Consider the following 24808-nt stretch of genomic DNA (forward strand, 5'->3'; position numbering starts at 1 on the left):
ATTCTATAAACAAAGAAAAGGTTTCGCCCGCCGTGAAATGAAGTTCAATAGTAGCAGAAACGTGAGCACGGCGGAAATAAAAAACACGGCGGAAATAAAAAAAGAGGTGAGAGTGTGTTTAAGGCTTTGAAAGAGGATTTGGATTCTGTAATCGCCAGAGACCCGGCGGCGAGAAGCAGACTTGAGGTTTATTTCCTTTATTCGGGATTTAAGGCGGTTAGAGCCTATAGAAAAGCAAATTGGTGCTTCAGACACAACCTGAAGTTTTTAGCAAGATATATTTCACAGAGGAGCAGACATAAGACGGGAATTGAAATTCACCCGGGAGCTACCATAGGAAAAGGTCTGTTTATTGACCACGGCATGGGCGTGGTTATAGGAGAAACCACGGTTATCGGTGATAACTGCACAATATATCAAAACGTAACCTTGGGCGGTACCGGTAAAGAACACGGAAAACGTCACCCGACACTTGGAAATAATGTAATGGTTGGTTCCGGCGCTAAGGTTTTAGGACCTTTTAATGTGGGCGACAATGCACGAATTGCCGCAGGTGCGGTAGTTTTAAGCGAGGTTCCGGCAAACGCAACGGCGGTTGGTGTTCCGGCTAAAATAGTAAAAATCGGTGATGTGAGAATGAATGAAAATCTCGACCAGATTCATATCTGCGACCCGATTGCACAGAAGATAAATATACTTGAAAATGAGATAGAAAACCTTAAAGCTGAATTGGAGGAGTTAAAGAAATGAAAATTTACAACACGCTGACAAGAAAAAAAGAAGAGTTTGTACCTTTGAAAGAGGGCGAGGCAAAAATTTATGCCTGCGGCCCTACAGTTTACAACTATATCCATATAGGAAACGCACGTCCTCTCTGTATCTTTGATATTCTCAGAAGATACATGGAGTACAGAGGCTTGAAAGTTACCTTTGTTCAGAACTTCACCGATGTTGACGATAAAATCATCAACAAGGCAAACGAGGAAGGCACTGACTACATGACAATCTCCGAGAGATATATCGCCGAGTATAAAACTGACGCTCAGGGTCTCGGAGTTAAAGAGGCTTCAATTCACCCGAGAGCAACAGAGAACATCGACGAGATTATCTCTATTGTCAGCGGACTTATTGAAAAGGGTTACGCTTATGTTGCATCAAACGGCGACGTTTACTTCAGCCCTCTTAAATTTGACGAATACGGCAAATTGAGCCACCAGCCTATTGAGGATTTGGAAGCAGGAGCAAGAATTTCCGTTGGCGAAGTTAAGGAAAACCCAATGGACTTTGCACTTTGGAAAGCTGCAAAGCCGGGCGAGCCATACTGGGAAAGCCCTTGGAGCAAGGGAAGACCGGGCTGGCATATTGAATGTTCCGCAATGGCAAGAAGATATCTGGGAGAAACAATCGATATTCACGGCGGCGGCCAGGACTTGATTTTCCCTCACCATGAAAACGAGGTTGCACAGAGCGAATGCTGCAACGGCGTTCCTTTTGCAAGATATTGGATGCACAACGGCTACATCAATGTTGACAATGTAAAGATGTCAAAGAGCCTTAACAACTTCTTTACCGTAAGAGATGTTGCAGAAAAATACGGCTATGAGCCTATCAGATATCTGCTTATCTCCTCCCATTACCGCAGCCCGATAAACTATTCCGTAGAAAATATCGAGCAGTGCAAGGCGGCTTTGGAAAGACTTCACAACTGCTATGACAACCTTGTTTTCGCACTTTCAAAGGCTGAAAGCGGTGAAAAAGAGGGCGAAGCAGAGATAAAAGCAAAGCTTGACACTCACCGTGACGACTTTATCAAGGCTATGGACGATGACCTTAATACTGCCGACGCAATTTCCGCTATTTTCGAGCTTGCGAGAGATATCAACACATACACAGCGGCTTCAAATGCTCCTTCAAAGGAACTTTGCCAGTATGCACTTAATTTGTTCAACGAGCTTAACGACGTTATCGGCGTTATCACAATTAAAGAGGAAAAGAGCCTTGACGAGGAAATCGAAGCTCTTATCGCTGAGAGAACAGAGGCAAGAAAGAATAAGGACTGGGCAACTGCTGACAGAATCAGAGATGAGCTGAAAGCAAGACACATTGTTATTGAAGACACACCTCAGGGCATTAAGTGGAAATACGAGGAATAATAGTTAAATAAACAGAATTAAAAAAGCAATCACCTCATAATTATTATGGGGTGATTTTTTTATGAAAATTTTTGTTCTTACAAAAAGGAATATTATTACTGCGGCAATTTGCTTGGTTCTGGCAGTTTCCGTTGGGGCAGTGAGTATCTTGGGATTGACAAAAACTCAGGAAACCGCCGAAAGTGAAAGAATTATCCCTATTTATAATGTGGACTGCGGAGATAAAAAAGTGGTTTCAATCTCTTTTGACGCCGCATGGGGCAACGAACAGACAGAGGATTTGCTGAATATATTGGATGAGAAAAATGTTAAGGCCACATTTTTCCTTGTGGGCGATTGGGTGGAAAAATATCCGGACTCTGTTAAGGAAATAGCCGCCGCTGGGCACGATATCGGAAACCACAGCAGTACTCACCCGAAAATGACGGAGCTTTCGAGGGATAAAATGATGGAAGAGATTGAAAACTGCAACAGCCTTATTAAAAATCTTACAGGAAAAGAAGTAACCCTTTTCAGACCGCCCTACGGTGATTACAACAATTCAGTTGTGGAAACGGTAAATTCCTGCGGAATGTACTGTGTACAGTGGGATGTGGATTCTCTGGACTGGAAAGACCCCACAGCTCAGGATATGGTGGATAGAATAAAAAGCAAAATCTGCCCCGGCTCAATCATTTTAATGCACAACGGCGCCACAAATACCCCGGAGGCTCTTCCCATGATTATTGATGCGGTTAGGGAAATGGGTTATGAGTTTGTTCCAATATCGGAGCTTTTGCTGAAATGCGATTACACAACAGACCATAAGGGAACAATGATTCCGGCAGAACCCGAAGCCAAAACGGAAAGCACAACAGCCGAAACAACAAAAGAGACTACATAAAAAATAAGCCGTGGTTTAAAAGCCACGGTTTTATTTTATAATTTTCTTTAAAATAATTATCTTTTGTATTCTCTGTATTATAATTAGTAATACAGAGAATACAAGAAAGAGGTGATAATATGCTTTTGGAGCTGGATTTTTCAAGTGATATACCTATTTATATGCAGATACGAAACAGTATCGTGGTGGGAATTGCCGGAGGGGAACTGAGGGCAGGCGAGAAGCTTCCCACTATCAGGGGTCTTGCCGATGAAGCCGGTGTGAATATGATGACGGTCAATAAAGCATATTCACTGTTAAAGCAGGAGGGTTACATAATCACCGACAGAAGAAACGGAGCTTATGTCAATCCAAATATAAATTCCCCTCAGGCTCAGAAAGAAGAACAAATAAAAAAATTAAAGCTTGTAATTTCCGAAATTAAACTCAACGGCGTGACGGAAGAAGAATTTCTCAATATATGCCGTGAGATTTTTCAGGAAAAGGAGTAGTTTATGAGTGACATAGTATTTAAAATAGTGATGTTTGTCTGCTTTTATATGGCTTTGCCTATTATGTACGGTATGCTTAGAAACGAGGCGAAACCTAAGAAAAATCTTTTGATAGGAGCTACAATTCCACTTTGGGAACGTGACGGAAAAGAGGTTCAGGACATTGTAAAGAAGTATAAAAAGGACATGGATATATCCTTTGTTGTTCTTACGCTGCTTTCCTTGGCAATGTTTTTCTTTAATTACACGTCTGTGTTTTTTACGTTCGCTATGGTATGGCTTGTTGTGGCTATGATTGTTCCTTTTGCTGTATATGTAAAGTATAGAAGTAAGCTTATAAAGCTGAAAAAGGAAAATGGCTGGAACGGTTATTCAATGAATAAGGTTGCGGTTGATACAAAAGCCGCAGTGGGTGAAATAAAAATTCTCAACATGAAATGGTTTATTGCGCCTACAGTGCTTTCCTTTATCCCTGTACTTTTGGGAATATGGGATTTAATAAAGTCAAACGGTGATATAATTGGCATTGTTTCAATAAGCGTATGCGCAGCAATGTTTCTCACGGTTTTGTTTTGCCCTTTGTTTTATCATTTTATAAACAGACAGAAAAAGGACGCAATAAACAGGGATGTTAACATTACGAATTTACTTACCCGTGTGAGAAGATATAACCAGACTAAAATGTGGCTTGTCTGCGCATGGCTTACCGCCCTTTACAATATTTCAGTTTATATATTTATGAAGCTTAACTATGCCGGACTTGGTTTTATAATAGCTTCAATATTGTACACAATTTTGCTTATGTATTTTGCAATACGATGTGAAATGGTGGTTAGAAAGGCTCAGCAGAAGATTTCAGAAACTGCCGTAGATGAAAAATATTTTGACGATGACGACAAGTGGATTGGCGGTCTTTTTTACTACAATCCCAACGACGTCCACAATGTAGTCAATGCCCGTATAGGAATAGGAACCACAATGAATATGGCAAAGCCTGCCGGTAAAATCCTCATGGGATTTTCAGTGCTGTGTATTTTGGCAATGCCAATTCTGGGTATCTGGCTTATGACTGAAGAATTTACACCTATTAAAATTGAAACCACAGAAAATAGCATAGAGGTAGTTCATGTTGTAAAAGAATACGAAATACCCGTTGAGGATATTGTTTCTTATGATGTGACAAACGACCTGCCTTCAATGAACAAAATTATAGGTTCCAATATGGATAAGCTTTATAAAGGACAGTTCAATGTAAAGGGTTACGGCTCCTGCAATATATGTCTTGACCCAACCGGTGATGAGTTTCTTTGGATTACCACCAATGACCGGGACGGAGAAAAGATATATATAATCGGCGTTGACGATAAAGAGGTCATGGAAAACACCCTTGAATTTATTGCGGAGGCGGTAAAAGCATAAATCCTATTAAGCGTTACGGGAAATTCAGCCTGCATGGTTTAAAGCTGTGCAGGCTTAAATTTTTATGAAATGTTGTTAGTTTAAATATTTTTTGACAAATAATATAAAGGAAAGTTAAACCCTCATTGACTTGAATTGTTTATGATGATATCATATATAAACAGTTATAATTAGTATGGATGCTTCGTGCTATAGCGTCCGTGCAAAAATGGAGGTTTAAAAATGAAAAAGAAAAAAATTCTGTCGGTGCTGCTGACCGCATTTTTGCTTTTGTCAGCTATGCCTGCATACTCACTTGCGGCTGAGGGAGAAGTGGATGTAAATGCTGAAAATTTCCCGGATGAGGCTTTCAGAAGCTATGTTTCCGAAAACATTGACAAAGACCAAAACGGAAGTCTTTCTCAGGACGAGATAAATCTGGTGTTTTTCCTTAATGTAGGAAAAAAGGGGATATCTGATTTAACAGGTATTGAATATTTTACAAAACTTATATCTCTCAACTGTAACAATAACAATATTACAAGCCTGGATTTAAGTAAAAATACTGCGCTTTTGGGACTTCTTTGCCAATATAATAAGCTTACAGAGCTTGATTTAAGCCAAAATCCCAAGATGGAAGCAGTTACCGCCAATGATAATGAAATTGAAAATATCAAATTCAACGAAAATGCTCCTATAGAGAATATAGAGTTGATGAACAACAAGCTGACATCTATTGAGATAGTAAACCCTGACAAACTTGAGTTTTTATCATTGGACAGCAATAATCTCGGAACCTTAAACCTCGAGGGCTGTGTTAATCTGACAAAGCTGTATTGCAGAAATAATCAGCTCACTTCTCTGGATTTAAGCGACTGCAATAAGCTTGATTTTTTCAACTGTACTAACAATAAGCTTACAGAATTAAATATGGGTTCAAGCCAGGTTCTCACCAATTTCCTTTGTGACAAGAACCAGCTTACTTCTCTGGATTTAAGCAAAAATACAGGCTTAGTGAGCGTAATGTGCAAGAATAATAATCTCACAAATCTTAATGTAAATAATCTTGACAAGCTTACAGATTTGGATTGCAGAAGCAATCAGCTTTCCTCTCTTGATTTAAGCGACAACACTGCGCTGTCCTTTCTAAACTGCAATGACAATAAGCTTTCAAATATTGATTTAAGCAAAAACAAAAATATGGAAAGCTTATATTGCATGAATAATAGCCTTACAGATATTGATGTGACAAATAATACAAATTTAATAGATTTCTATTGTGATAAAAATAAGATTACAAGTCTTGATGTAAGCAATAATATAAAATTGGAAGACCTTTCCTGCGCTTTAAATAACATTACAAGCCTTGACTTAAGCAAAAATACAGCCCTGAAGTCATTGTCCGGCTACGGAAATCAGTATACAATAGAGATTGTAAACGGAAAATTTGACCTTACAACTCTTCCGGGAAGCTTTGACGTTTCAAAGGCAAGCGATTGGTACGGCGGCTCTGTAGAGGGAAATATTTTAACCGTAAGGGACGGTATCTCAAATGTTGACTACAACTATGATTTCGGCAACGGAAAATCAGATTCATTTACTTTGAAAGTAGTAAGAAAAGATGATGTTGTAGAGGGCGACGTTAATATGGACGGAGTAATGAATATCAACGACGCAACTGCTATTCAGATGTATCTTGCAGGAATTTCTCTCGAGAAATTTAATGCAGACGCCGCAGATATAAACAACGACGGAGATATTTCAATTTTGGATGTAACAGCATTGCAGATAAAGTTATCTGAAAGTAACTGATTAACCTAATAATTAACCCCACGCAATTTAATGCGTGGGGTTTCTTTTATTTCAGTTCTACTATTGTAACACCGCTTTCGCCTTCGCCGAAAACGCCTAATCTGTAGGATTTTACGTATTTGTTTCTCTTTAAGTGCATTTGAATTTCTTTTCTAAGTACACCGGTTCCTTTTCCGTGTATTATGGTCAAGGTGTTTACATTTGAAAGAATGGCGGAGTCTATTGCGCTTTCAACCTCCATTATCGCCTCTATCGCCGTCATTCCTCTTACGTCGATTTCCGTTGAAGCGTGAATATCAACATTTTTAGTGACGGTTCTTGGCTTTCTGGTCTGGGTTGTGGTGACTTTTGCTTCTTCTACAAGTCGCAGATTTGAAAGCTTAACTCTGGTTTTGATGATTCCAGCCTGTACCTGTACGTTTCCGTTTTTATCAGGCAGTGACAGAACAGTTCCCTTTTTGTCTATATCGTAAATAAGAACTGTATCGCCCACTTTCAGAGGTCTTGGAAGAGTGTAGCCGCTGTTGTCGGCGGATTTTGCCACTGGGTCTGCATGGTCTTCCATGGACTTTATGCTCTTTTTGAGCTTTGCCTTGCTTTCGGCGTCTGCTGCGGATTTCTGCTTCTTGATTTTCTCGATTTCATCAAGGAGGGCATAGGCTTCCGCTCTTGTTTTGGCGGTTATAGCCTGGGCTTCCGCTTTTGCTTTTTCGATTTCCTTTTCCGCCTGTTCCTGAATCAGCTTTCTTTCCTTTATTGCTTCTTCACGTTCACGGCGTGCCTGAGATTTCAGCCTGTCGGCTTCTTTCATCTTCTGCTCAAGCGTTTGACGGCGGTTTTCCAAAGTTTCAACAACTGTTTCAAACTCTCTGCTTTCCTCGGAAACAAGCTCTTTGGCACGTGCCACAATGTCTGCGTCAAGTCCCAGTCTTTTGGATATTGCAAAAGCGTTACTCTTTCCGGGAACGCCTATTAAAAGCTTATATGTTGGTCTTAAAGTAGCTACGTCAAATTCACAGCAGCCGTTTTCAACGCCTCTTGTCTTTAATGCATAGGCTTTAAGCTCTGCATAGTGGGTGGTTGCGGCGATTTTTGAACCGCAGAAACGAAGCTTTTCAAGAATTGAAATAGCAAGAGCTGCACCCTCAACCGGGTCTGTTCCTGCTCCCAGCTCATCCACAAGACAAAGGCTTGAACGGTCAGCAACCTTGATTATGTCGATAATGTTTGTCATGTGGGCGGAGAATGTGGACAGGGATTGTTCAATGCTCTGTTCGTCGCCTATATCAACAAGGATTTTTTTGAAAACTGAAAGCTTGCTGTTTTCACGGCATGGTGTCATAAGTCCGCACATTGCCATAAGGGAGAGAAGTCCTATTGTTTTCAGTGAAACTGTTTTACCGCCGGTGTTTGGACCTGTGATAACAAGGGTGTCAAAGTCCTTTCCCAGAGAAATATCAGTTGGTACAACCTTATCTTTGGCGATAAGGGGATGACGTGCGTTTTTCAAATCAATTATTCCACGGTCGTTAAGCTCCGGCACAACGGCGTTCATCTTGTAGCCTAAATTTGCCTTTGCAAAGATAAGGTTTAAATCAACCAAATTGTGGTAGCTTCCGGAAATGCTGTCCGCAAAACCTCCTGCAAGGGCGGAAAGCTCGAATAAAATTCTCTCGATTTCGTCGGCTTCCTTGCCCTGCAACACCTTTATATCGTTGTTTGCCTGAACAACGCCCATAGGTTCTATGAAGATTGTAGCGCCGCTGGATGATGTGTCGTGAACAAGTCCCGGCACGTTTCCACGACATTCGGCTTTAACAGGCACAACAAATCTTCCGTCACGCTGGGTAACTATGAAATCCTGCAAGTACTTTTGATAGGTACTGCTGTGGATTATTTTGTCGAGAATTTCTCTCGCCTTTGATGAAGCGGTTCTTATTTTTCTTCTTATATCATAAAGTGTTGAGGATGCGTTGTCGGCGATTTCCTCTTCTGACAAAATGCAGGTATTGATTTTGTCCTCCAAAAACTTGTTTGGAGAAAGTCCCTCAAAGCGGAAATCAAGACTTGTTTCTATTCCCGCAGACTTGCTTCTCCACTCTTTAAGGGAACGGATTATTCTCAGTGTTTCAGAGATTTTCAAAAGCTCTGAGGCGGTAAGACATCCGCCGGCTTCCGCTCTTCTCAAAGAGTTTGTGACGTTTTTAACTCCACCGAATGATGGAGTGCCGAAACGTCCGATGAGTACATAGGCGTCGTCTGTTTCCTTTAACAGTGCAGACGCTCTTTTCAAATTTGTTTCAGGTTCAAGCTGTTCTGCCAAAACTCTGCTGTCCTCGCAGGTGGTTTCATCAGCCAGCATTTTTAATATTTTATCAAGCTCAAGGGCTTTATAATGTCTGTTCATATTTTCCTCTTTATTTCTTATATTACTTTAGGCGGAGTTTTGGAGTAGCCCGCCATAAATTTGTAAAAGGTCAAGGTTTGAAAATCCCTTTCAAGCATATAATTCATAAACTGCTCGGTGGCTGTGTTCAGAAGAATAAGGCTTTCTTCCGGAAGATTAAAGGAAAAAAGCTTGCTTTCCTCGGCGTAAATTGTGTGCCTTAACGCCCTTGTGACGCCTTTTCCTAAAAGTAATGCGTAAGGGAGCTTTTCCTGACTTATGCACTTGTCGCAGGTCAATATGCCCTCTCTCGGTATAAAGTACATATTGTCGCTTTCGTAACAGCCGCATCCGCTGCACATTGTAAGCTGTGGCTGATATCCTGCATAGCACATAAGGCGCATTTCCACACAGGCTTTTACAAGCAGAGGATGACGTTTGTTTTCGGAGAGAAGATACAGACCGTTTAAAATAACCTTGAGTTGATTTTCCACAGGCTGTCCGTGGGGGCAGATGTGCATGGCGAGCTCACAAAAATACTGTGCCAGACACATGTTTTCTACGTTTCTGCGAAGCTTTGAAAACATATCTACAACCTTTGCTTCGTCAATTATAAAGGTATCCTTGTTTTTTCCGCTGTACACCACAAGCTGTGAATAGCAGAGAAGCTGGGTTGCAGCACCTTTGGGACTTCTGATATTTTTTGCGCCTTTTACAAAAGCACGTATCAGACCCATGTCGGCTGTTACTGCGGTTACAAGTTTATCCTTTTCTCCTACTGTCTGTTCCTTTACTATCAGACCATGTGTGGTCAACCTCATTTTTTGCCTCCGTTATACAGGAAATGGCATTTGAAAAATCCTTGTTTTCTTCTTTGCCTTTATATGCCAGATAATCCAGCACACTTCCCGTATTCCAAAACCTTTCCCAGTTCTTATCCCGTGTCATATCATCACCTCGTGATATAATTATACTTCACAGGTCATGAGGATTAAGGGATTTATTTGTATTGGTTTTATTTACCTTATTGTTTTAAAAGCTTTTATTTTGTAATAAGGGTGATTTATCAGTCAAAGTCGCTTTTGTCAAAGCCGAAGCTTTTCAAAAGTCCCTCACGGTTTCTCCAGTCCTCTTTTACCTTTACCCAGGTTTGGAGATTTACCCTGCAGTCAAAAAAGTTTTCCATATCCTGTCTTGCCTGACTGCTGATTTTTTTAAGCATTGAACCGCCTTTACCGATGATTATACCCTTGTGGCTGTCCTTTTCGCAGTAGATTGTTGCGTCAACATCCATAATGTCGCTTCCGTCGTCACGGGTTCTCATTTTTTCAACTACAACGGCTGTGCCGTGGGGGATTTCTCTGTCTGTAAGGCGGAGAATTTTTTCTCTTATCATTTCTGCGGCAAGGTTTCTTTCAGACTGATCGGTGAGAGCGTCCTCCTCAAAGAAATGACCGCCCTCCATGGCAAATTCCTTTAAAGCTTCTTTAAGCTCGTTTATTCCGTCGCCGTCATGGGCGGAAACAGGAACGATAGCCGCAAAGTCGTAAAGCTTTGAATACTTTAAAATCTGTGCCATCAAAACCTCTTTGTTTTTAAGGGTGTCTATTTTGTTAATGGCTAAAATTGCCGGAAGGTCAAGTGACTTGAATTTTTCGATGAGCATAAGCTCTGTCTGTGTGGGTTCTCTGTCGGCCTCTGTCACAAGCAGGCAGGCGTCAACGCCGGAAACGGATTCGTTTACGGAGCGAACCATATATTTGCCCAAAGATGTTTTTGGCTTGTGCATACCCGGTGTGTCTATGAAAACAAGCTGGTCGTCACCCTCGGTGAGAACGCCCATTATTCTTGTTCTTGTGGTCTGGGGTTTATTTGAAACTATGGCAACCTTTTGTCCTATCATTGCGTTGAGGATTGAAGATTTTCCCACGTTTGGTCTTCCTACTATGGCTATAAATGCTGATTTCTGCATAATTAGTCCTTTCTTTATCTATATTTAATTTGTATTTTTGTTTTATGTATTATTTTAAGATATATCATAGAAAAAATCAAGAAAAAAGCTGTTTCCGCAAAAGTGTAATGTGCAGAAACAGCCTTTCTAAGGAGTTAGTTATATGAAAAAAATTGTCAACTGATTTTATCCCGCTTTTGAGCTATGTCCAAATTCTTATTTTTAAACAGTCTTGGAAAAAAGCATATAAACAAAAGGGAAACAACAACCGATAAAGCAAGGGGAATTATAAGCAGGGGATTGTCCGCAAAGTAAAAAATAATTCTTTTAAATGCTTCAATATCCCAGAAAAGGATAATTCCCACAGCCGCAGCTCCTATTGATACCAGCAAAACTGCGCCGGAAGCGGCGTCTTTTACCGATTTTATCATGGGGTGATATTCCTTTGTGCAGTAGTCGCACAGTGTTTCAATGGCGGTATTGAAAGCTTCTGCCGCCATAACAAGGAAAATCACCGTAACCAACAACGCCCATTTTGTTTTTGTCATGTTGTAGAAATTTGCAAAGACAAGAACATATACAGCCGCCACCAGGTGAAACCTCATGTGTCCCTCGTTTAAAAATGTATACAGTATTCCTTCTGCCGAAACCTTAAAGCTTTTTAATTGCTTTTTCATTTTAGTGGGAATTTGTTAAGGCTCAATATAGCTGGAAGAGGCGGGAAGTCCCAGCTGCTCCATAACAAGCTCTTCTTTTTCTCTCATTCTAACACGCTCAAGATTGTTGTTCTCGTGGTCATAGCCGAGAAGATGAAGCATGCTGTGAGCGGTGAGAAATCCGACTTCTCTTTGCAGGCTGTGACCGTATGCCTTTGCCTGTTCCTGAGCCTTTTCAATGGAGATAACAATATCGCCGAGAATTTTTGCTCCTGTTTCAGGGTTTACGTCATAAACGCCGTTTTCGCCCATAGGAAAAGACAGAACGTCGGTTTCAATGTTTTTGTTTCTGTACTGAGCGTTATATTCTTTTATCTGCTCGTTGTTTACAAAGGTAACGCTTACTTCCACCGAGCCTTCAAACTTTTCCATTCTCAAAACTGCGTTGCAGCATCTGCGAATGAGCATTCTCAGTCCGGTGGGGATTTTAATGTCTTTTTGTTTGTTTGTGATGATAACTCTGATTTTATTGTCTGTCATTCCTTTTCCTTGCCTCCTCGTTTTTTTCGTATGCCTTGATAATGTCCTGAACAAGCTTGTGTCTTACAACGTCTTTTTCGGAGAAGTTGCATCTTGCTATGTCGTCAACATTTCTCAGCACCCTTATACAGTCTTTAAGTCCGCTTCGCACACCGGACGGCAGGTCAATCTGGGTAATATCGCCGGTGATAACCATTTTGGAGTTGAATCCCAGTCTGGTTAAGAACATTTTCATCTGTTCCGGTGTTGTGTTCTGCGCTTCGTCAAGAATGATAAAGCTGTCATCAAGAGTTCTGCCCCTCATATATGCCAAAGGAGCTACTTCAATGTTTCCACGTTCAAAATACTTTTGATAACCCTCCGTGCCAAGCATATCAAAAAGGGCGTCGTACAAAGGTCTTAAATAGGGGTCAACCTTGCTTTGAAGGTCGCCGGGCAAAAATCCCAGCTTTTCACCTGCTTCTACGGCAGGTCTTGTCAAAATAATTCGGTTTACCTCTTTTGCACGAAAAGCAGTAACTGCCATGGCAACGGCAAGATAGGTTTTTCCTGTTCCGGCAGGGCCTACCCCGATGGTTATGGTGTTGTTTTTGATACAGGAGCAATAATTTTTCTGACCCATAGTTTTCGGCTTTATGGGTTTGCCCTTCGCTGTGATACAGATACAGTCACCGGCGAGTGTTTCGATTTTTTCGTCGCTTCCCTCGTTTACAAGGGACATGCAGTATCTGATATTCTGGTCGTTGAGGGCTTCGCCCTTATTTATAAAGGAAAGAAGACCGTCTATGACTTTGGCAGCTTTCATTACGTTTTCGGCATCTCCGGAAATTTTAAGTTCGCTGCCTCTGATTAAAACGGAAACATTATATTCCTTTTCGATGGTTTTTATGTTTTGGTCAAAGCTTCCGAAAAGGGCAACTGCTGTTTCCATTCTGTCGATATTGATGATATGTTCCGTAAGCAAACAACTCCATTACACAAGAATTTTAAACAGTTCTACAGGTTAAAGTATAGCACACTTGAAGGGTTCTGTCAGTAAAAAATGAAAAATTTTGTTTATAAAACATAAAATTCGTATATTAGCACAAAGTATTATGTTAAAAGTGTTGTTTTTGTTGTTTATTTTTGGTACTTGTTCTGATTTTGGTTATTTTCTTTTTTAACACTATGGTCAATGTGTAAAAAATTAAGCCTTGTTTAACAGAAGTTCCGTAAATTTGAATTTTTTTGTATCTCGGGGGTTATTATTGTTTAACAGTAAAGAAAAAAGCTTGACAAAGACACTTAAACATAGTATAATCTTCAAGGTGTAATGAAAAAAACTTTACAGCATGGAAAACGGGAGGGCTTTTAATGGAAAAAGACATTAGAATTTCCCTTTTGTTTGATTTCTACGGCCCTGTGCTTTCCGATAAAATCAGGAAAGCCGTGGATTTATACCACAACGACGACTTGTCCCTTTCTGAAATCTCTCTGGAAATGGGAATAACAAGGCAGGGCGTCAGAGATTTGGTAAAAAGAGGAGAACAGAGGCTTTTGGAATATGAAAGCCAGCTTAAACTCTTTGAAAGATTCAACAATGTGAAATCCGGTATTGAGGAAATAAAAACTATTTCCGAAAGGATTATTACTGAAAGCTCACAGAGTCCTCAGGAGGACGCAAAAAAGATTGAGGAGATTGCGGAAAAAATTGTTGAAGAATTTTGATTAAAATCTACTATGAACAGCGGGAGGCGTAACAGATGGCTTTTGAGGGTTTGTCAGAAAAGCTTGGCAATGCGTTTAAACGTCTTAAAAATAAGGGAAAGCTTAAAGAATCCGACGTTAAAGAGGCTATGCGAGAAGTGCGAATGGCGCTTCTGGAAGCCGACGTAAACTACAAGGTTGCAAAAGATTTTACAAACAAAGTTACTGAACGTGCAATAGGCTCAGATGTTATGGAAAGCCTTACACCTGCGCAGATGGTAATTAAAATAGTGAATGAAGAGCTTACACAGCTTATGGGCGGAGAAAGCGAAAGACTTGATTTTGCGTCAAAGCCGCCTACAGTTATTATGATGTGCGGCTTGCAGGGTTCAGGTAAAACCACACATTCAGGTAAGCTTGCCATATATCTAAAAAAACAGGGTCACAGACCATTGCTTGCTGCCTGCGATATTTACAGACCGGCGGCTATTGAACAGCTGAAGGTTGTGGGAAACAAGGCAAACGCCCCTGTATTTGAAATGGGAAAAACAAATCCCGTTAAAATTGCCAAAGAGGCAATAAAATATGCAAAGGACCACGGAAACGATATTGTTATTTTGGATACCGCAGGTCGTCTGCATATAGATGAAGCTCTTATGAACGAGCTTAAAGAGGTTAAAAAAGAAGTAAATCCAAACGAGATACTTCTTGTTATAGACTCCATGACAGGTCAGGACGCAGTTAATGTGGCAAAGAGCTTTAACGAACTTTTGGACATTACCGGCGTAATCCTCACAAAGCTGGACGGCGACACCAGAGGCGGTGCGGCTCTCTCAGTAAAGACAGTTACCGGCAGACCTATAAAGTTTGTGGGTGTGGGCGAAAAGCTTGAGGACTTGGAGGTTTTCCACCCTGACAGAATGGCAAGCCGAATTTTAGGTATGGGCGATGTGCTCACACTTATTGAAGAGGCTGAAAGCAAGTTTGACCGCAAAAAGGCGGAGGAGCTTGCAGAGAAGATGACAAAAAACAAGCTGGACTTCAACGACCTTTTGGGTCAGTTCGAGCAGATTAAGAAGATGGGCCCAATAAAGGGAATCCTTTCAAAGCTGCCGGGCATGGAAAAGAAGATAGACAGCATGGACATAAACGAAAGACAGATTGACTGGACACAGGCAATAATTCTTTCAATGACACCTGAGGAAAGAGCAAATCCTTCCCTTATCAATCCTTCAAGAAAGAGAAGAATTGCGGCAGGCTCAGGAAGAACAGTTGAAGAGGTCAACAGACTTTTGAAACAGCTCGAGCAGATGCAGAAAATGATGCGCCAGCTCAGCGGAAAAAGCGGAACAAAGAAAAAAGCCCGCAGACTTCCGGGACTTGGCGGTATGCCTTTCAACGGAGGCAATAACGGCGGAAACGGCGGTTTCCCCGGAATGTAAAAAGCAGTTCAGCCGGAGTTTTATCCGGATGGATATATAAATTGTAAATCTTAAAATAAAAAATACTCAATTCGGAGGTAATTCAAATGGCAGTAAAGATTAGACTTCGCAGAATGGGCGCAAAGAAAGCTCCTTTCTATCGTGTAGTAGTAGCAGATTCAAGATATCCAAGAGACGGACGTTTCATCGAGGAAATCGGCACATACAATCCTGTTGCAAAGCCAGCTGAGGTAAACATCGACGCTGAGGCTGCAAAGAAGTGGATTGCAAACGGTGCACAGCCAACAGATACAGTAAAGGCTCTCCTCAAGAAGAATAACATCCTTTAATTCGGAAAAGAATTCATCTGACCGAAAGGAAGATAAATTATGGAGAATTTATTGCTGACCGTAGCCAAAGGACTTGTAAACGAGCCGGAGAAGGTTAGCGTTACCGTTGACGAACCCAAAGAGGACGGCACAGTGGTTTATCACATCCACGTTGCAGAGGACGACATGGGAAGAATTATCGGTAAGCAGGGCCGCATTGCAAAGGCTATCCGTACAGTAGCACGCAGCGTGGCTATCAGAAACGACCAGAAGGTTATGGTGGAAATCGACTGATATTAAAAGAGCAAAGAAAAAGCTTTGCTCTTTTTTGTTATCACCGTGGAAAAATTCTTTTGATGTCTGCCGTTATGGCGGAAAGGAATTACATTATGCTTAAAAAATATTTGGAAGCCGGAAAGATTGTGGGAACACACGGAATCAGAGGGGAAGTAAGGGTGGAAACCTGGTGCGATTCCCCGGTGTTTTTCAGCAAGCTTAAAAAGGTTTATCTTAAAAACGGCGAAACAGAGCTTTTGGTAAAAAGCCGTCCCCATAAAAATATAGCAATAATGAAAATTGCAGGTATAGACACCATAGAAGCTGCCGATAAATATCTTGGCAAGGTTGTTTACATGGACAGAGAACATGCCAATTTGCCGGAAGACACTTTCTTTATCGTGGATTTAATCGGTCTTGATGTGGTTGATATGGACAGCGGCAGTGTTTACGGGAAAATTTCAGATGTTTTTAAAACCGGAGCCAACGATGTTTACGAGGTTACAGACAATGAAAATAAAAAATATCTTGTGCCGGTAATCGACGATGTGGTTAAGGAGATAAATCCAAAGGATGGTTTTGTGAAAATTATTCCCATGAAAGGAATTTTTGACGATGAGGATTGATCTTATAACTCTTTTTCCCGAGATGTGTCAGAATGTAATGTCGGAGAGTATAATAGGAAGGGCGCAAAATAAAGGAGCATTAAAAATAGAATGTCACCAGCTTAGAGATTATGCCTTTGACAAACATAAAAGAGTGGACGACGCACCTTACGGCGGCGGAATGGGTATGCTGCTTATGGCTGAACCGATTGCCCTGTGCTTTGAGGATATTTGTAAACAGGTGGGAGAAAAACCATACTTTATATATATGTCACCTCAGGGTAAGGTTTTAAATCAGCAGAAAATAAAGGAAATATCAAAAAACGAGAATATTTGTATTCTTTGCGGACACTATGAAGGTGTAGACCAGCGTGTCCTGGACGCATATGTTGATGAGGAAATATCAATAGGGGACTATGTTCTCACAGGCGGCGAGCTTCCGGCTTTGGTGCTTATGGACGCTTTAAGCAGAATGGCTCCGGGAGTTTTAAGCGACGACGAGTGCTTCACGGTGGAAAGTCACTATAACGGTATGCTGGAATATCCCCAGTTTACAAGACCTAATCCGTGGCGTGGGGTTGAAGTTCCGCCGGTAGTAATCAGCGGCGACCATGCCAAGGTGGATAAGTGGAGATATGAGCAAAGTTTAATATCTACTGCGCAAAAAAGGCCTGATTTGCTTGAAAAACTGGATTTAACACCGGAAGAAAAGCAAAGAATATACAGTCTTGCCGAGGAAAAAACGGCGTCAAAAACACAAATAAACACCGATTAAAGGAGTATATTCCTTATTTATCGACAGGGAGAATGTGTAATTTTTCAATAAATGGAAATTAAAAAAATATTTTGGTTGAGTTGCACAAGAAAATCAACAGCGTTTTGTTGCTAATCGTGTATGGGTACGAATTTAACGATAATCTGTTGACCTTGTCAAATAATGCGGTTATAATAGTAATGCTGGAAAATAAAGTTAAAGCATTTAGGATATTTTAACATGAATTTTTAAATTTTCAGGGAGGGTCCTATCATGTATGTTAAGGAAGTTTTAGTACAGAATAAAGCCGGACTTCATGCACGTCCTGCTACATTTTTCATCCAGAAGGCAAATGAATACAAGTCATCTGTATGGGTAGAAAAGGAAGAGAGAAGAGTAAATGCTAAGAGCCTTCTCGGCGTACTTTCTCTTGGAATTATCGGCGGAACAACAATCAAGATCAGCGCTGACGGTTCTGACGAAACAGATGCTGTTGAGGGTCTTGTAGCTCTTGTTGAGTCTGGTTTTGCTGAGTAATCTTATTTTATTGAAGACTTACTGGGACGGAGCATTATCCGTCCCGTTTTTCTTTTTACAGCGTTTTTGAAAGGAAGGTGAGAAGATGAACCCTAAAATGGGAGAACTGAGAAAAAAAGCCATGGGACTGCCGTTACAGCCAGGCGTATATATAATGAAAAACAAAAAGCAGGAGATAATATATATAGGAAAAGCGAAAGCTTTGAAAAACAGAGTTAGCCAGTATTTCGGCTCACAAAACAACCATCCTGAAAAGGTGAGAAGAATGGTTGAAAATGTTTTTGACTTTGACTATATTATCACCGACAGCGAGTTTGAAGCCCTTATTCTTGAATGTAGTTTAATCAAGCAGAACAAGCCCCACTATAACATTCTTTTAAAGGACGACAAGGGATACAGCTATATAAGGGTGACAAATGAGAAATGGCGCAGGCTGTCCTGGGTTTTTCAAAAGGAAAACGACGGCTGTACCTATATAGGCCCATATACGAGCAGTTTCTATGTAAAAAACGCCTTGGACGAAGCAGTAAAGATTTTTAAAATCCCCACATGCAGCAGAAAATTTCCGGAAGATTTCGGCAAAAAGCGACCCTGTCTGAATTTTCATATAAAGCAGTGCAGCGGAGTCTGCACAGGAAAGGTTTCATTGGAGGATTATAACGAAAGCATTGACGAGGCTTTGGAGTTTCTCAAGGGCGGTTCAAACACATCTTTAAAGCTTCTCACCGAAAGAATGAATACAGCGGCAGAAAATCTTGATTTTGAATTGGCTGCAAAAATCAGGGACAGAATAAAAGCTGTAAAAAACATGAACAACCGCCAAAAGGTTGTGAGTATGAACGTAAAGGAACAGGACGTAATAGGCTTCTGGAGCGACGGAAAAAAGGGATGCTTCGAGGTTTTCAGATTTTCCGACGGAAGGCTTGTTGACAGAGAGCATTTTATAATCGACGACCCAGGCGAGGAAAAAGAGGCGAGAACCGAATTTATAACAAGCTATTACGGTATGAGGGACTTTGTGCCGAAAAATGTTACCCTTGACGGCGAAGCGGAGGACAATGAAATCCTTGAAAAATGGCTTTCCGAAAAAAGAGGAAGCCGTGTTTATATAACAGTTCCTCAAAGGGGAGAACAGGCGCAGCTTGCCCAGATGTGCCGCCAAAATGCGGCGGAGAGAATCGCTCAGATAAAGGGAGCTACAGGCAGAGAGTATTCCGTTTTGGAGGAATTAAGGCAGATACTGGGAATGGATAAAATCCCTCAGTATATCGAATCCTATGATATTTCCAATTTCGGAGGAAGCGAAAACGTAGCCGGAATGGTTGTATTTGAAAACGGCAAGCCATTAAAGTCAGCATACAGGAAATTCACCATAAAAAGCTTTGAGGGACAGGACGACTATGCCTCAATGAGCGAGGTTTTGGAAAGACGTTTTAAAGAATATCTTTCAGACAAAAGCGGAAAAGGCTTCGGCAGACTTCCGGATTTGATTTTGCTGGACGGCGGTAAAGGTCAGGTTTCTGCGGTTTTGCCGGTGCTTAAAAATCTGGGAATTGACGTGGCTGTTTTCGGAATGGTAAAGGATAGCAAGCACAGAACAAGAGCCATAACCACCGACGGCGAGGAAATTGCCATAGGAAACAACAGGCGTGTTTTTAACTTTGTGTCCTCTGTTCAGGATGAGGTTCACCGCTTTGCAATAAGCTTTATGCACGGAAAAAGAAGCAAAAGAACATTCCACAGTTCCCTTACTGATATCGACGGAATAGGCGAGATGAGAGCAAAAGCCCTTTTAAAGCATTTTAGAACAATTTCCAATATTTCAAAAGCAGATTTGGAAGAGCTTGAAAATGCTCCAAAAATGAATAAAAATGCGGCGGTGTCAGTTTATAATTATTTTCATCGTGACAGCGAGGATGAAAATGTATAAAAAATGAGATTTTTTTAAATAGACAGGAACAAATTGTTGTAATAATTATTTTTATGTGCTATAATAACCCATGTAGTATGCATTTGTATAAAGGAGAAGTATATGCGTGTAATTACCGGAAAGGCGAGAGGCAGACGCCTTGAAACACTTACTGGAGAAGATGTAAGACCTACTGCGGATAGAATTAAGGAGGCTATTTTCTCCGCTTTGCAGTTTGAAATTGAGGGAAGACTGTTTTTGGATTTGTTTGCAGGCAGCGGTCAAATGGGAATTGAAGCCCTCAGCAGAGGAGCTGCAGGCGCAGTTTTTGTGGATGAAAGCAGAGAAAGCGCCGGCGTTGTGAGAAAAAATCTCCAAAGCACCGGACTTATGGAAAATGCTTCTGTTATGAATATGGATTCCATAGGTTTTTTAAAGATGAAATCCGGTAAATTTGATATAGCCTTTCTTGACCCGCCATACAGAACCGGTTTGCTTCAAAAAGCTTTGGAGCTTGTTGTAGGTTCGGTTAAGAAGACAGGAGTTATTGTCTGCGAAAGTCCTCTTGATGAGGAACTGCCGGAGAACTGCGGTGATTTTACCGTGGACAGAACTTACCGTTACGGCAAAATTAAGGTTACCATGTACCGCCACAAGGATATGCTGACAGAGGAGTAATTCTTGCTGACGGGTAGAAAAGAGAGGATATATAATGGGCAAAACAGTGATTTGTCCGGGAAGTTTTGACCCGGTTACTTTGGGACATTTGGATATAATTACAAGAGCTTCAAAACTTTTTGACCACGTTATCGTTGCGGTTCTCACTAATCTGGCTAAAAAGCCAAGCTTCACAATCGAAGAGAGAATAGAACTTTTAAAGAAGGCCACAAAGGGCATCGACAATGTTGAAATTGTAGGATTTACGGGACTGCTTGCCGAGTATGCTAAAGAAAGAAATGCGACGGCTGTTGTAAAGGGTCTTAGGGCCGTTTCTGACTTTGAGTATGAATTTCAACAGTGCCTTATCAATAAAAAATTAAATCCAAATCTGGAAACCGTTTTTCTGACCACAAGTCAGGAGAATATGTATCTCAGCTCCAGCATAGTCAAGCAGGTAGCATCGCTGGGGGGAGATATAAGCACCTTTGTTCCGTCATGCATACATGGCGAAATATTAAAAAGATTATCGCAAGGAGAGATGAAAGATGAAGGTTGATGGATTGATTACTGAACTCAGAGATATTATGGAAACAGCAAAGGGTATGCCTTTTTCCGGCGGTAAAGCTCTTGTGGACACAAATAATGTTCTCGATATCATCGAGGAAATAGAGCAGGAATTTCCACAGGAATTCCGTCAGGCAAAGTCTATTGTTGCTGACAGAAATCAGATAATTGCAGACGCCAAGAGAGAGGCAGAGGAGATTATCAGAGCTGCTGAAGAGCGCAAAAAGGCTATGGTTAATCAGCACGAGATTATCAGACTTGCAAGACAGCAGGCAAACGAAATCATTGCGGACGCCAAGGACAAAAACGCAAAGATGAAGGTTGTTACTAACAAGTATGTTGACGACCTGCTCAAGAAGGTTGACGATTCAATCACAGGCTATTACACAGACATCAAGAATGTAAGACAGCAGATTAAATCCATTCAGAAGACCCAGGAATAATTTACAATGAAAGATAATAATAATTCCCGCAAAGGATGTGCGTTTGCGGGAATTTTATTTTATATAATATTCTGAATTGAAAAGAGGATTGTTTGTCCATGAAAGAAAATTTTGTTATAAGACCGGCTAAACGAGAGGAAACCGGAAAAATCCTTGATTTTATAAAGTATATAGCCGAGTATGAAAAAATGCTTGACCAGGTTGTGGTCACGGAGGAACTTTTGGATGAGTGGATTTTCCAAAAGGGGCTGGTGGATGTGCTTTTCGCCGAGGAAAACGGCGAGGTGGTTGGCTTTGCCCTTTTCTTCAGCAACTTCTCCACCTTTGTGGGACGTGCAGGTCTTTACCTTGAGGATTTATTTGTAAAACCTGAACACAGAGGCAAGGGCTACGGAAAGGCCTTGCTTAAAAAGCTTGCCCAAATCGCAGTGGAGAGAAAATGCAGGAGAATGGAGTGGTGCTGTCTCGACTGGAATACTCCAAGTATAAATTTCTATAAATCAGTTGGCGCAATTCCAATGGACGAGTGGACTACATATCGTCTTGCAGGTGAAAGCCTTGATAAATTTGCAGCTGAGGAATAAATAAACAAATACTAAATAACGGCAAAGGACATTCGATTATCTCGAATGTCCTTTGTTTTGTGTCCGGATATATAGAACCCCTTTTGTCGATATATATGCAAAGCTATGATACGTGGGAACAGAAGGGTTGAATTGTCTGAAGTAATGTTGTTTTTAAGCGATGATTTCAGTATGCAAGAGTATAGCCTAATCCTCTGATTGCTCTGATTTTTGTCTTAGAATTTAGCTTGCTGAGTTTTTTTCTTAAAAAGGACATATACACTTCCGAATTATTGTATTCTGCCTCGTTATCATATCCCCATATTTTTTCCGTTATTTGTTCTTTTGTTATAATCTTTTCCTTGTTGAGAAGCAGCAATTCCATGAGCTGATACTCTTTGCCGCCAAGTTTAATTTTTTGCCCGTTGCAGCTTATCTCGCCGGTGGCTGTGTTTAAAACAAGATCACCGAAGGAGACAGAGTCGTCAGAGTCAATGGCTGTTCTTGCTCTTATCAACGTGCGAACCCTTTTCAGCAATTCCTTAGGTTCAAAAGGTTTTGTCAGATAGTCGTCTGCGTCAGCGCTGAGTGACTGCTGTTTTTCCTCAAGCTCGGCTTGTGATGCAATCAGGATAATCGGAACATTTATATTTCCTTCCCTCAAATGTATCAGCAGTTCAAGTCCGTTGATTTTTGGAAGGATAGAGTCCAAAATAATTGCGTCGTAAATACCGCTTAAAGCGCAGTCCAAACCGTACTCGCCGTCATGTGCGCAATCGGTTAGAAAGTTCTCTTTTTCAAAAGTTTTGACCAGTGCATCTGACAGGCTTTTTTCGTTTTCGATAAGAAGTAATCGCATGATCCCGCCCCATTCCATTTCGTAATATGATTGTAATAAGGTAAGACATAATTGATTGTTACGTCCTGTCTATAGCATTTAAACACGCTATTTTATTTTTTAATTATACCATAAAAAATCGAAACAATATTGAAAAAACGTGTAGTTTTATCCTTTTTTTTGCGAAAATCAAAAAAATTCCATTCATTACGTATGCGTATCTCATGCATATTTATTCTTTAGGTTTTTTTTGACTTGATTTCGCTGGAAAATATACAAAAAGGAAAATATAAAATAGGGCTGACTCAACAGAGAATGTCGAATCAGCCCTTGCTTTTACTTTTTATTATAATAATACAGAGGGAAATAATAAAGTTATTTCGCTACTGCCAGCTGTATTGCAGTTACGTCAATCACGTTAAATTCACCGTCACCGTTAAAGTCATAGTTTGCAATGCTGAGAGTGTCATACGCTTCTTTCTTTGTAAGCTTTCTCTGGAGAAGAGTTGCGTCTTCTATGCTCAGAACATTGTCATCGCTGTAATCGCCTAAAGTGATTATGCTTTCTCCGATGAATTTGATATTATTTTCTTTTGCATATCTTTCTGCGTATGAACCCTTAACACCATAAATTGTAAGGTTGGGGCAGTTATCGAAAGCTGTTTCATCGATATATGTTACATTTTCGGGTATGTATATAATGCTGAGGTTTGTACATCCCTGAAATGCGTTGAACTCGATAGATGTTACTGTTTCAGGAATAGTTACATTTGTAAGATTTTCGCAGCACTGGAATGCTGATTTATCAATGGTTTTAATACCTTCGGAAATAATTATTTCTTCAAGATTTGTACAGCCGTCGAAAGTGCAAATTCCGATAATTTCAATATTTGGAGTAACTTCTATTTCAGTTAAATTTTTACACTCGGCAAAAACAGAATTTGTAATACTTTTGGTCTCATCTCTAAGGATTGCCTGTTCAATATCTTTGTCAACAGCTATAAGGTGATTTCCCAAATAGAGCATGTGATTATCCCAGTTGTCCCTGTTGTTGAAATATGCGGTATTTTCAAAAGCTGCGTATCCGATTTCAGTTACGCTTTCCGGGATATTTATCACTGTAAGATTCGTACATCCGCTGAATGTCCAAGGTTCAATTTTCAAAACGCCCTTTGGAATTGTGATTTCTTCCAAAGATTTGCAGTCTGTAAATGCATTGTTTTCTATTACTGTAACGCTCTGCGGTATATTTATTTCTTTAAGATTTTCGCATCCGTAGAAAGCTCCGCTTTTGATTGTTTCAATGGTATCGGGAAGGGTGACTTCCGTAATATCAGTGTTAGAGAAGAAAGCGTCTTTTCCGATTGCGGTAACAGGCATTTCATCTATTTCAGAAGGAATTGAAACATGACCTTCAGCATTTGTATATCCTGTTATCGTTACAGCTCCGTTTTCAACAGTATATGTAAAATCTTCTCGTGAAGCATATTCAGAAGCGGATGCTAAATCCGGCTGGATATTTTCCTCACCGAAAGCGAATATTGTTCCCGATGCAGTGATAAAAACTGCAAGGCAAACTGCCAAAGCAAAGCGCAAAGGTCTGAATTTGTAATTCTGTTTCATATCTTTCCCTTCTTTCCATCAAAACGTGTTTTATAGTCATATATTATAAAAAGAATTAACAGTTTCTTTTTATATTTGTAGTATAGCATAATTTTAATTGATATGCAATAAAAATTATAATATTGTAATAAAAATTTTGCCGTGTTAAACGCTTGTATAGAAAATGGTTACAGACAATAATCTAAAGATTACAACATGATACTTAATTGTCAAAAGAGTAACAAAGAAACATTCCTGTAAATATGGTGGAGACTTTCCATAAATAATGAGCCAAAACTTAAAATAGTGGAAAAGGCTTTAGCTTAATAAAATTATATTAAAAAAAAGAAA

General features: G+C 40.4%; 27 protein-coding genes. 18 read left to right on the forward strand and 9 right to left on the reverse strand.

What is annotated here, in order from left to right; translation table 11 throughout:
* The first annotated feature begins 114 nt into the window (after positions 1–114).
* The 6 genes from cysE (at position 115) to B5F08_RS03060 (ending at position 6737) form a co-directional block, all read left to right on the forward strand.
* On the forward strand, positions 115–750 hold the full coding sequence (gene cysE / locus B5F08_RS03035) for a serine O-acetyltransferase (protein ID WP_087376358.1): 636 nt from the start codon (positions 115–117) through the stop codon (positions 748–750).
* Positions 747–2153, forward strand: coding sequence for a cysteine--tRNA ligase (gene cysS, locus B5F08_RS03040; RefSeq protein WP_087376359.1), 1407 nt, complete (start codon positions 747–749; stop codon positions 2151–2153). The genes cysE and cysS overlap by 4 nt, the downstream gene beginning before the upstream one ends.
* Positions 2154–2214: 61 nt before the next feature.
* Positions 2215–3036 carry a polysaccharide deacetylase family protein gene (locus B5F08_RS03045; RefSeq protein ID WP_087376360.1) on the forward strand — a complete coding sequence of 274 codons (822 nt, stop codon included), beginning with the start codon at positions 2215–2217 and terminating at the stop codon, positions 3034–3036.
* A gap of 119 nt (positions 3037–3155) precedes the next feature.
* On the forward strand, positions 3156–3527 hold the full coding sequence (locus B5F08_RS03050; protein ID WP_087376361.1) for a GntR family transcriptional regulator: 372 nt from the start codon (positions 3156–3158) through the stop codon (positions 3525–3527).
* A gap of 3 nt (positions 3528–3530) precedes the next feature.
* Positions 3531–4946 carry a PH domain-containing protein gene (locus B5F08_RS03055; RefSeq protein ID WP_087376362.1) on the forward strand — a complete coding sequence of 472 codons (1416 nt, stop codon included), beginning with the start codon at positions 3531–3533 and terminating at the stop codon, positions 4944–4946.
* 222 nt (positions 4947–5168) lie between these two features.
* Entirely contained in the window at positions 5169–6737 is a 1569-nt protein-coding gene (locus B5F08_RS03060; RefSeq protein ID WP_087376363.1) for a dockerin type I domain-containing protein, read from the forward strand.
* Positions 6738–6783: 46 nt separating this feature from the next.
* Here the strand turns inward: B5F08_RS03060 and B5F08_RS03065 are convergent, their stop codons facing one another.
* The 7 genes from B5F08_RS03065 to B5F08_RS03090 all read right to left on the reverse strand — a co-directional run bounded on the left by B5F08_RS03065 (position 6784) and on the right by B5F08_RS03090 (position 13201).
* Positions 6784–9144: an endonuclease MutS2 gene (locus B5F08_RS03065; protein WP_087376364.1), complete on the reverse strand. Its 2361-nt coding sequence runs from the start codon at positions 9142–9144 to the stop codon at positions 6784–6786.
* 17 nt (positions 9145–9161) lie between these two features.
* The gene (recO, locus tag B5F08_RS03070; protein ID WP_087376365.1) at positions 9162–9944 is read right to left on the reverse strand and encodes a DNA repair protein RecO; all 783 of its coding nucleotides are present in this window, start codon (positions 9942–9944) and stop codon (positions 9162–9164) included.
* The gene (locus B5F08_RS13220; RefSeq protein WP_158096196.1) at positions 9886–10071 is read right to left on the reverse strand and encodes a hypothetical protein; all 186 of its coding nucleotides are present in this window, start codon (positions 10069–10071) and stop codon (positions 9886–9888) included. Before B5F08_RS13220 ends, recO begins: the two co-directional genes overlap by 59 nt.
* 118 nt (positions 10072–10189) lie before the next feature.
* Entirely contained in the window at positions 10190–11095 is a 906-nt protein-coding gene (gene era, locus B5F08_RS03075; protein ID WP_087376366.1) for a GTPase Era, read from the reverse strand.
* Between the two features lie 155 nt (positions 11096–11250).
* On the reverse strand, positions 11251–11751 hold the full coding sequence (locus B5F08_RS03080) for a diacylglycerol kinase family protein (protein ID WP_087376367.1): 501 nt from the start codon (positions 11749–11751) through the stop codon (positions 11251–11253).
* A gap of 15 nt (positions 11752–11766) precedes the next feature.
* Positions 11767–12270, reverse strand: a complete 504-nt coding sequence (gene ybeY, locus B5F08_RS03085; protein WP_087376368.1) for an rRNA maturation RNase YbeY — start codon at positions 12268–12270, stop codon at positions 11767–11769.
* A complete protein-coding gene (locus B5F08_RS03090) occupies positions 12257–13201 on the reverse strand; it encodes a PhoH family protein (protein WP_087376456.1) in 945 nt (314 codons plus the stop codon). The genes ybeY and B5F08_RS03090 overlap by 14 nt, the downstream gene beginning before the upstream one ends.
* Positions 13202–13623: 422 nt before the next feature.
* On the opposite strand from B5F08_RS03090, the gene B5F08_RS03095 reads away from it, so the two are divergent.
* The 12 genes from B5F08_RS03095 to B5F08_RS03150 all read left to right on the forward strand — a co-directional run bounded on the left by B5F08_RS03095 (position 13624) and on the right by B5F08_RS03150 (position 22038).
* Positions 13624–13977, forward strand: a complete 354-nt coding sequence (locus B5F08_RS03095) for a sigma factor-like helix-turn-helix DNA-binding protein (RefSeq protein WP_087376369.1) — start codon at positions 13624–13626, stop codon at positions 13975–13977.
* A 35-nt stretch (positions 13978–14012) separates the two neighbouring features.
* A complete protein-coding gene (gene ffh / locus B5F08_RS03100; RefSeq protein WP_087376370.1) occupies positions 14013–15398 on the forward strand; it encodes a signal recognition particle protein in 1386 nt (461 codons plus the stop codon).
* Positions 15399–15484: 86 nt separating this feature from the next.
* Positions 15485–15727 carry a 30S ribosomal protein S16 gene (gene rpsP / locus B5F08_RS03105; protein WP_087376371.1) on the forward strand — a complete coding sequence of 81 codons (243 nt, stop codon included), beginning with the start codon at positions 15485–15487 and terminating at the stop codon, positions 15725–15727.
* Positions 15728–15766: 39 nt separating this feature from the next.
* Positions 15767–16000: a KH domain-containing protein gene (locus B5F08_RS03110; protein ID WP_087376372.1), complete on the forward strand. Its 234-nt coding sequence runs from the start codon at positions 15767–15769 to the stop codon at positions 15998–16000.
* 95 nt (positions 16001–16095) lie between these two features.
* Positions 16096–16608 (forward strand): ribosome maturation factor RimM, encoded by a 513-nt coding sequence (gene rimM / locus B5F08_RS03115; protein WP_087376457.1) that lies wholly within the window; start codon positions 16096–16098, stop codon positions 16606–16608.
* Entirely contained in the window at positions 16598–17362 is a 765-nt protein-coding gene (gene trmD, locus B5F08_RS03120) for a tRNA (guanosine(37)-N1)-methyltransferase TrmD (RefSeq protein ID WP_087376373.1), read from the forward strand. Before rimM ends, trmD begins: the two co-directional genes overlap by 11 nt.
* A gap of 252 nt (positions 17363–17614) precedes the next feature.
* The gene (locus tag B5F08_RS03125; RefSeq protein WP_087376374.1) at positions 17615–17878 is read left to right on the forward strand and encodes an HPr family phosphocarrier protein; all 264 of its coding nucleotides are present in this window, start codon (positions 17615–17617) and stop codon (positions 17876–17878) included.
* 85 nt (positions 17879–17963) lie between these two features.
* On the forward strand, positions 17964–19808 hold the full coding sequence (gene uvrC / locus B5F08_RS03130; protein WP_087376375.1) for an excinuclease ABC subunit UvrC: 1845 nt from the start codon (positions 17964–17966) through the stop codon (positions 19806–19808).
* A 102-nt stretch (positions 19809–19910) separates the two neighbouring features.
* Positions 19911–20465, forward strand: a complete 555-nt coding sequence (gene rsmD, locus B5F08_RS03135; protein ID WP_087376376.1) for a 16S rRNA (guanine(966)-N(2))-methyltransferase RsmD — start codon at positions 19911–19913, stop codon at positions 20463–20465.
* A gap of 34 nt (positions 20466–20499) precedes the next feature.
* Complete coding sequence (gene coaD / locus B5F08_RS03140; RefSeq protein WP_087376377.1) at positions 20500–21003, forward strand: pantetheine-phosphate adenylyltransferase; 504 nt, start codon at positions 20500–20502, stop codon at positions 21001–21003.
* Positions 20993–21454: an ATPase gene (locus B5F08_RS03145; RefSeq protein WP_087376378.1), complete on the forward strand. Its 462-nt coding sequence runs from the start codon at positions 20993–20995 to the stop codon at positions 21452–21454. The genes coaD and B5F08_RS03145 overlap by 11 nt, the downstream gene beginning before the upstream one ends.
* 98 nt (positions 21455–21552) lie before the next feature.
* The gene (locus B5F08_RS03150) at positions 21553–22038 is read left to right on the forward strand and encodes a GNAT family N-acetyltransferase (RefSeq protein WP_087376379.1); all 486 of its coding nucleotides are present in this window, start codon (positions 21553–21555) and stop codon (positions 22036–22038) included.
* Between the two features lie 166 nt (positions 22039–22204).
* Here the strand turns inward: B5F08_RS03150 and B5F08_RS03155 are convergent, their stop codons facing one another.
* Both B5F08_RS03155 and B5F08_RS03160 read right to left on the reverse strand, forming a co-directional pair.
* Positions 22205–22876 (reverse strand): response regulator transcription factor, encoded by a 672-nt coding sequence (locus B5F08_RS03155; protein WP_087376380.1) that lies wholly within the window; start codon positions 22874–22876, stop codon positions 22205–22207.
* Positions 22877–23230: 354 nt separating this feature from the next.
* Positions 23231–24478: a leucine-rich repeat protein gene (locus tag B5F08_RS03160; RefSeq protein ID WP_087376381.1), complete on the reverse strand. Its 1248-nt coding sequence runs from the start codon at positions 24476–24478 to the stop codon at positions 23231–23233.
* Positions 24479–24808 lie beyond the last annotated feature (330 nt).

The sequence above is a fragment of the Anaeromassilibacillus sp. An172 genome, from assembly GCF_002160515.1.
In the GTDB taxonomy this organism is placed as follows: Bacteria; Bacillota; Clostridia; order Oscillospirales; family Acutalibacteraceae; genus Limousia; species Limousia pullorum.

Coding starts and splice junctions, on each gene's coding strand:
- cysS (WP_087376359.1), top strand. CDS start 747: ATGAAAATTTACAACACGCTGACAAGAAAAAAAGAAGAGTTTGTACCT.
- B5F08_RS03045 (WP_087376360.1), top strand. CDS start 2,215: ATGAAAATTTTTGTTCTTACAAAAAGGAATATTATTACTGCGGCAATT.
- B5F08_RS03050 (WP_087376361.1), top strand. CDS start 3,156: ATGCTTTTGGAGCTGGATTTTTCAAGTGATATACCTATTTATATGCAG.
- B5F08_RS03055 (WP_087376362.1), top strand. CDS start 3,531: ATGAGTGACATAGTATTTAAAATAGTGATGTTTGTCTGCTTTTATATG.
- B5F08_RS03060 (WP_087376363.1), top strand. CDS start 5,169: ATGAAAAAGAAAAAAATTCTGTCGGTGCTGCTGACCGCATTTTTGCTT.
- B5F08_RS03065 (WP_087376364.1), bottom strand. CDS start 9,144: ATGAACAGACATTATAAAGCCCTTGAGCTTGATAAAATATTAAAAATG.
- recO (WP_087376365.1), bottom strand. CDS start 9,944: ATGAGGTTGACCACACATGGTCTGATAGTAAAGGAACAGACAGTAGGA.
- B5F08_RS13220 (WP_158096196.1), bottom strand. CDS start 10,071: ATGACACGGGATAAGAACTGGGAAAGGTTTTGGAATACGGGAAGTGTG.
- era (WP_087376366.1), bottom strand. CDS start 11,095: ATGCAGAAATCAGCATTTATAGCCATAGTAGGAAGACCAAACGTGGGA.
- B5F08_RS03080 (WP_087376367.1), bottom strand. CDS start 11,751: ATGAAAAAGCAATTAAAAAGCTTTAAGGTTTCGGCAGAAGGAATACTG.
- ybeY (WP_087376368.1), bottom strand. CDS start 12,270: ATGACAGACAATAAAATCAGAGTTATCATCACAAACAAACAAAAAGAC.
- B5F08_RS03090 (WP_087376456.1), bottom strand. CDS start 13,201: ATGGAAACAGCAGTTGCCCTTTTCGGAAGCTTTGACCAAAACATAAAA.
- B5F08_RS03095 (WP_087376369.1), top strand. CDS start 13,624: ATGGAAAAAGACATTAGAATTTCCCTTTTGTTTGATTTCTACGGCCCT.
- ffh (WP_087376370.1), top strand. CDS start 14,013: ATGGCTTTTGAGGGTTTGTCAGAAAAGCTTGGCAATGCGTTTAAACGT.
- rpsP (WP_087376371.1), top strand. CDS start 15,485: ATGGCAGTAAAGATTAGACTTCGCAGAATGGGCGCAAAGAAAGCTCCT.
- B5F08_RS03110 (WP_087376372.1), top strand. CDS start 15,767: ATGGAGAATTTATTGCTGACCGTAGCCAAAGGACTTGTAAACGAGCCG.
- rimM (WP_087376457.1), top strand. CDS start 16,096: ATGCTTAAAAAATATTTGGAAGCCGGAAAGATTGTGGGAACACACGGA.
- trmD (WP_087376373.1), top strand. CDS start 16,598: ATGAGGATTGATCTTATAACTCTTTTTCCCGAGATGTGTCAGAATGTA.
- B5F08_RS03125 (WP_087376374.1), top strand. CDS start 17,615: ATGTATGTTAAGGAAGTTTTAGTACAGAATAAAGCCGGACTTCATGCA.
- uvrC (WP_087376375.1), top strand. CDS start 17,964: ATGAACCCTAAAATGGGAGAACTGAGAAAAAAAGCCATGGGACTGCCG.
- rsmD (WP_087376376.1), top strand. CDS start 19,911: ATGCGTGTAATTACCGGAAAGGCGAGAGGCAGACGCCTTGAAACACTT.
- coaD (WP_087376377.1), top strand. CDS start 20,500: ATGGGCAAAACAGTGATTTGTCCGGGAAGTTTTGACCCGGTTACTTTG.
- B5F08_RS03145 (WP_087376378.1), top strand. CDS start 20,993: ATGAAGGTTGATGGATTGATTACTGAACTCAGAGATATTATGGAAACA.
- B5F08_RS03150 (WP_087376379.1), top strand. CDS start 21,553: ATGAAAGAAAATTTTGTTATAAGACCGGCTAAACGAGAGGAAACCGGA.
- B5F08_RS03155 (WP_087376380.1), bottom strand. CDS start 22,876: ATGCGATTACTTCTTATCGAAAACGAAAAAAGCCTGTCAGATGCACTG.
- B5F08_RS03160 (WP_087376381.1), bottom strand. CDS start 24,478: ATGAAACAGAATTACAAATTCAGACCTTTGCGCTTTGCTTTGGCAGTT.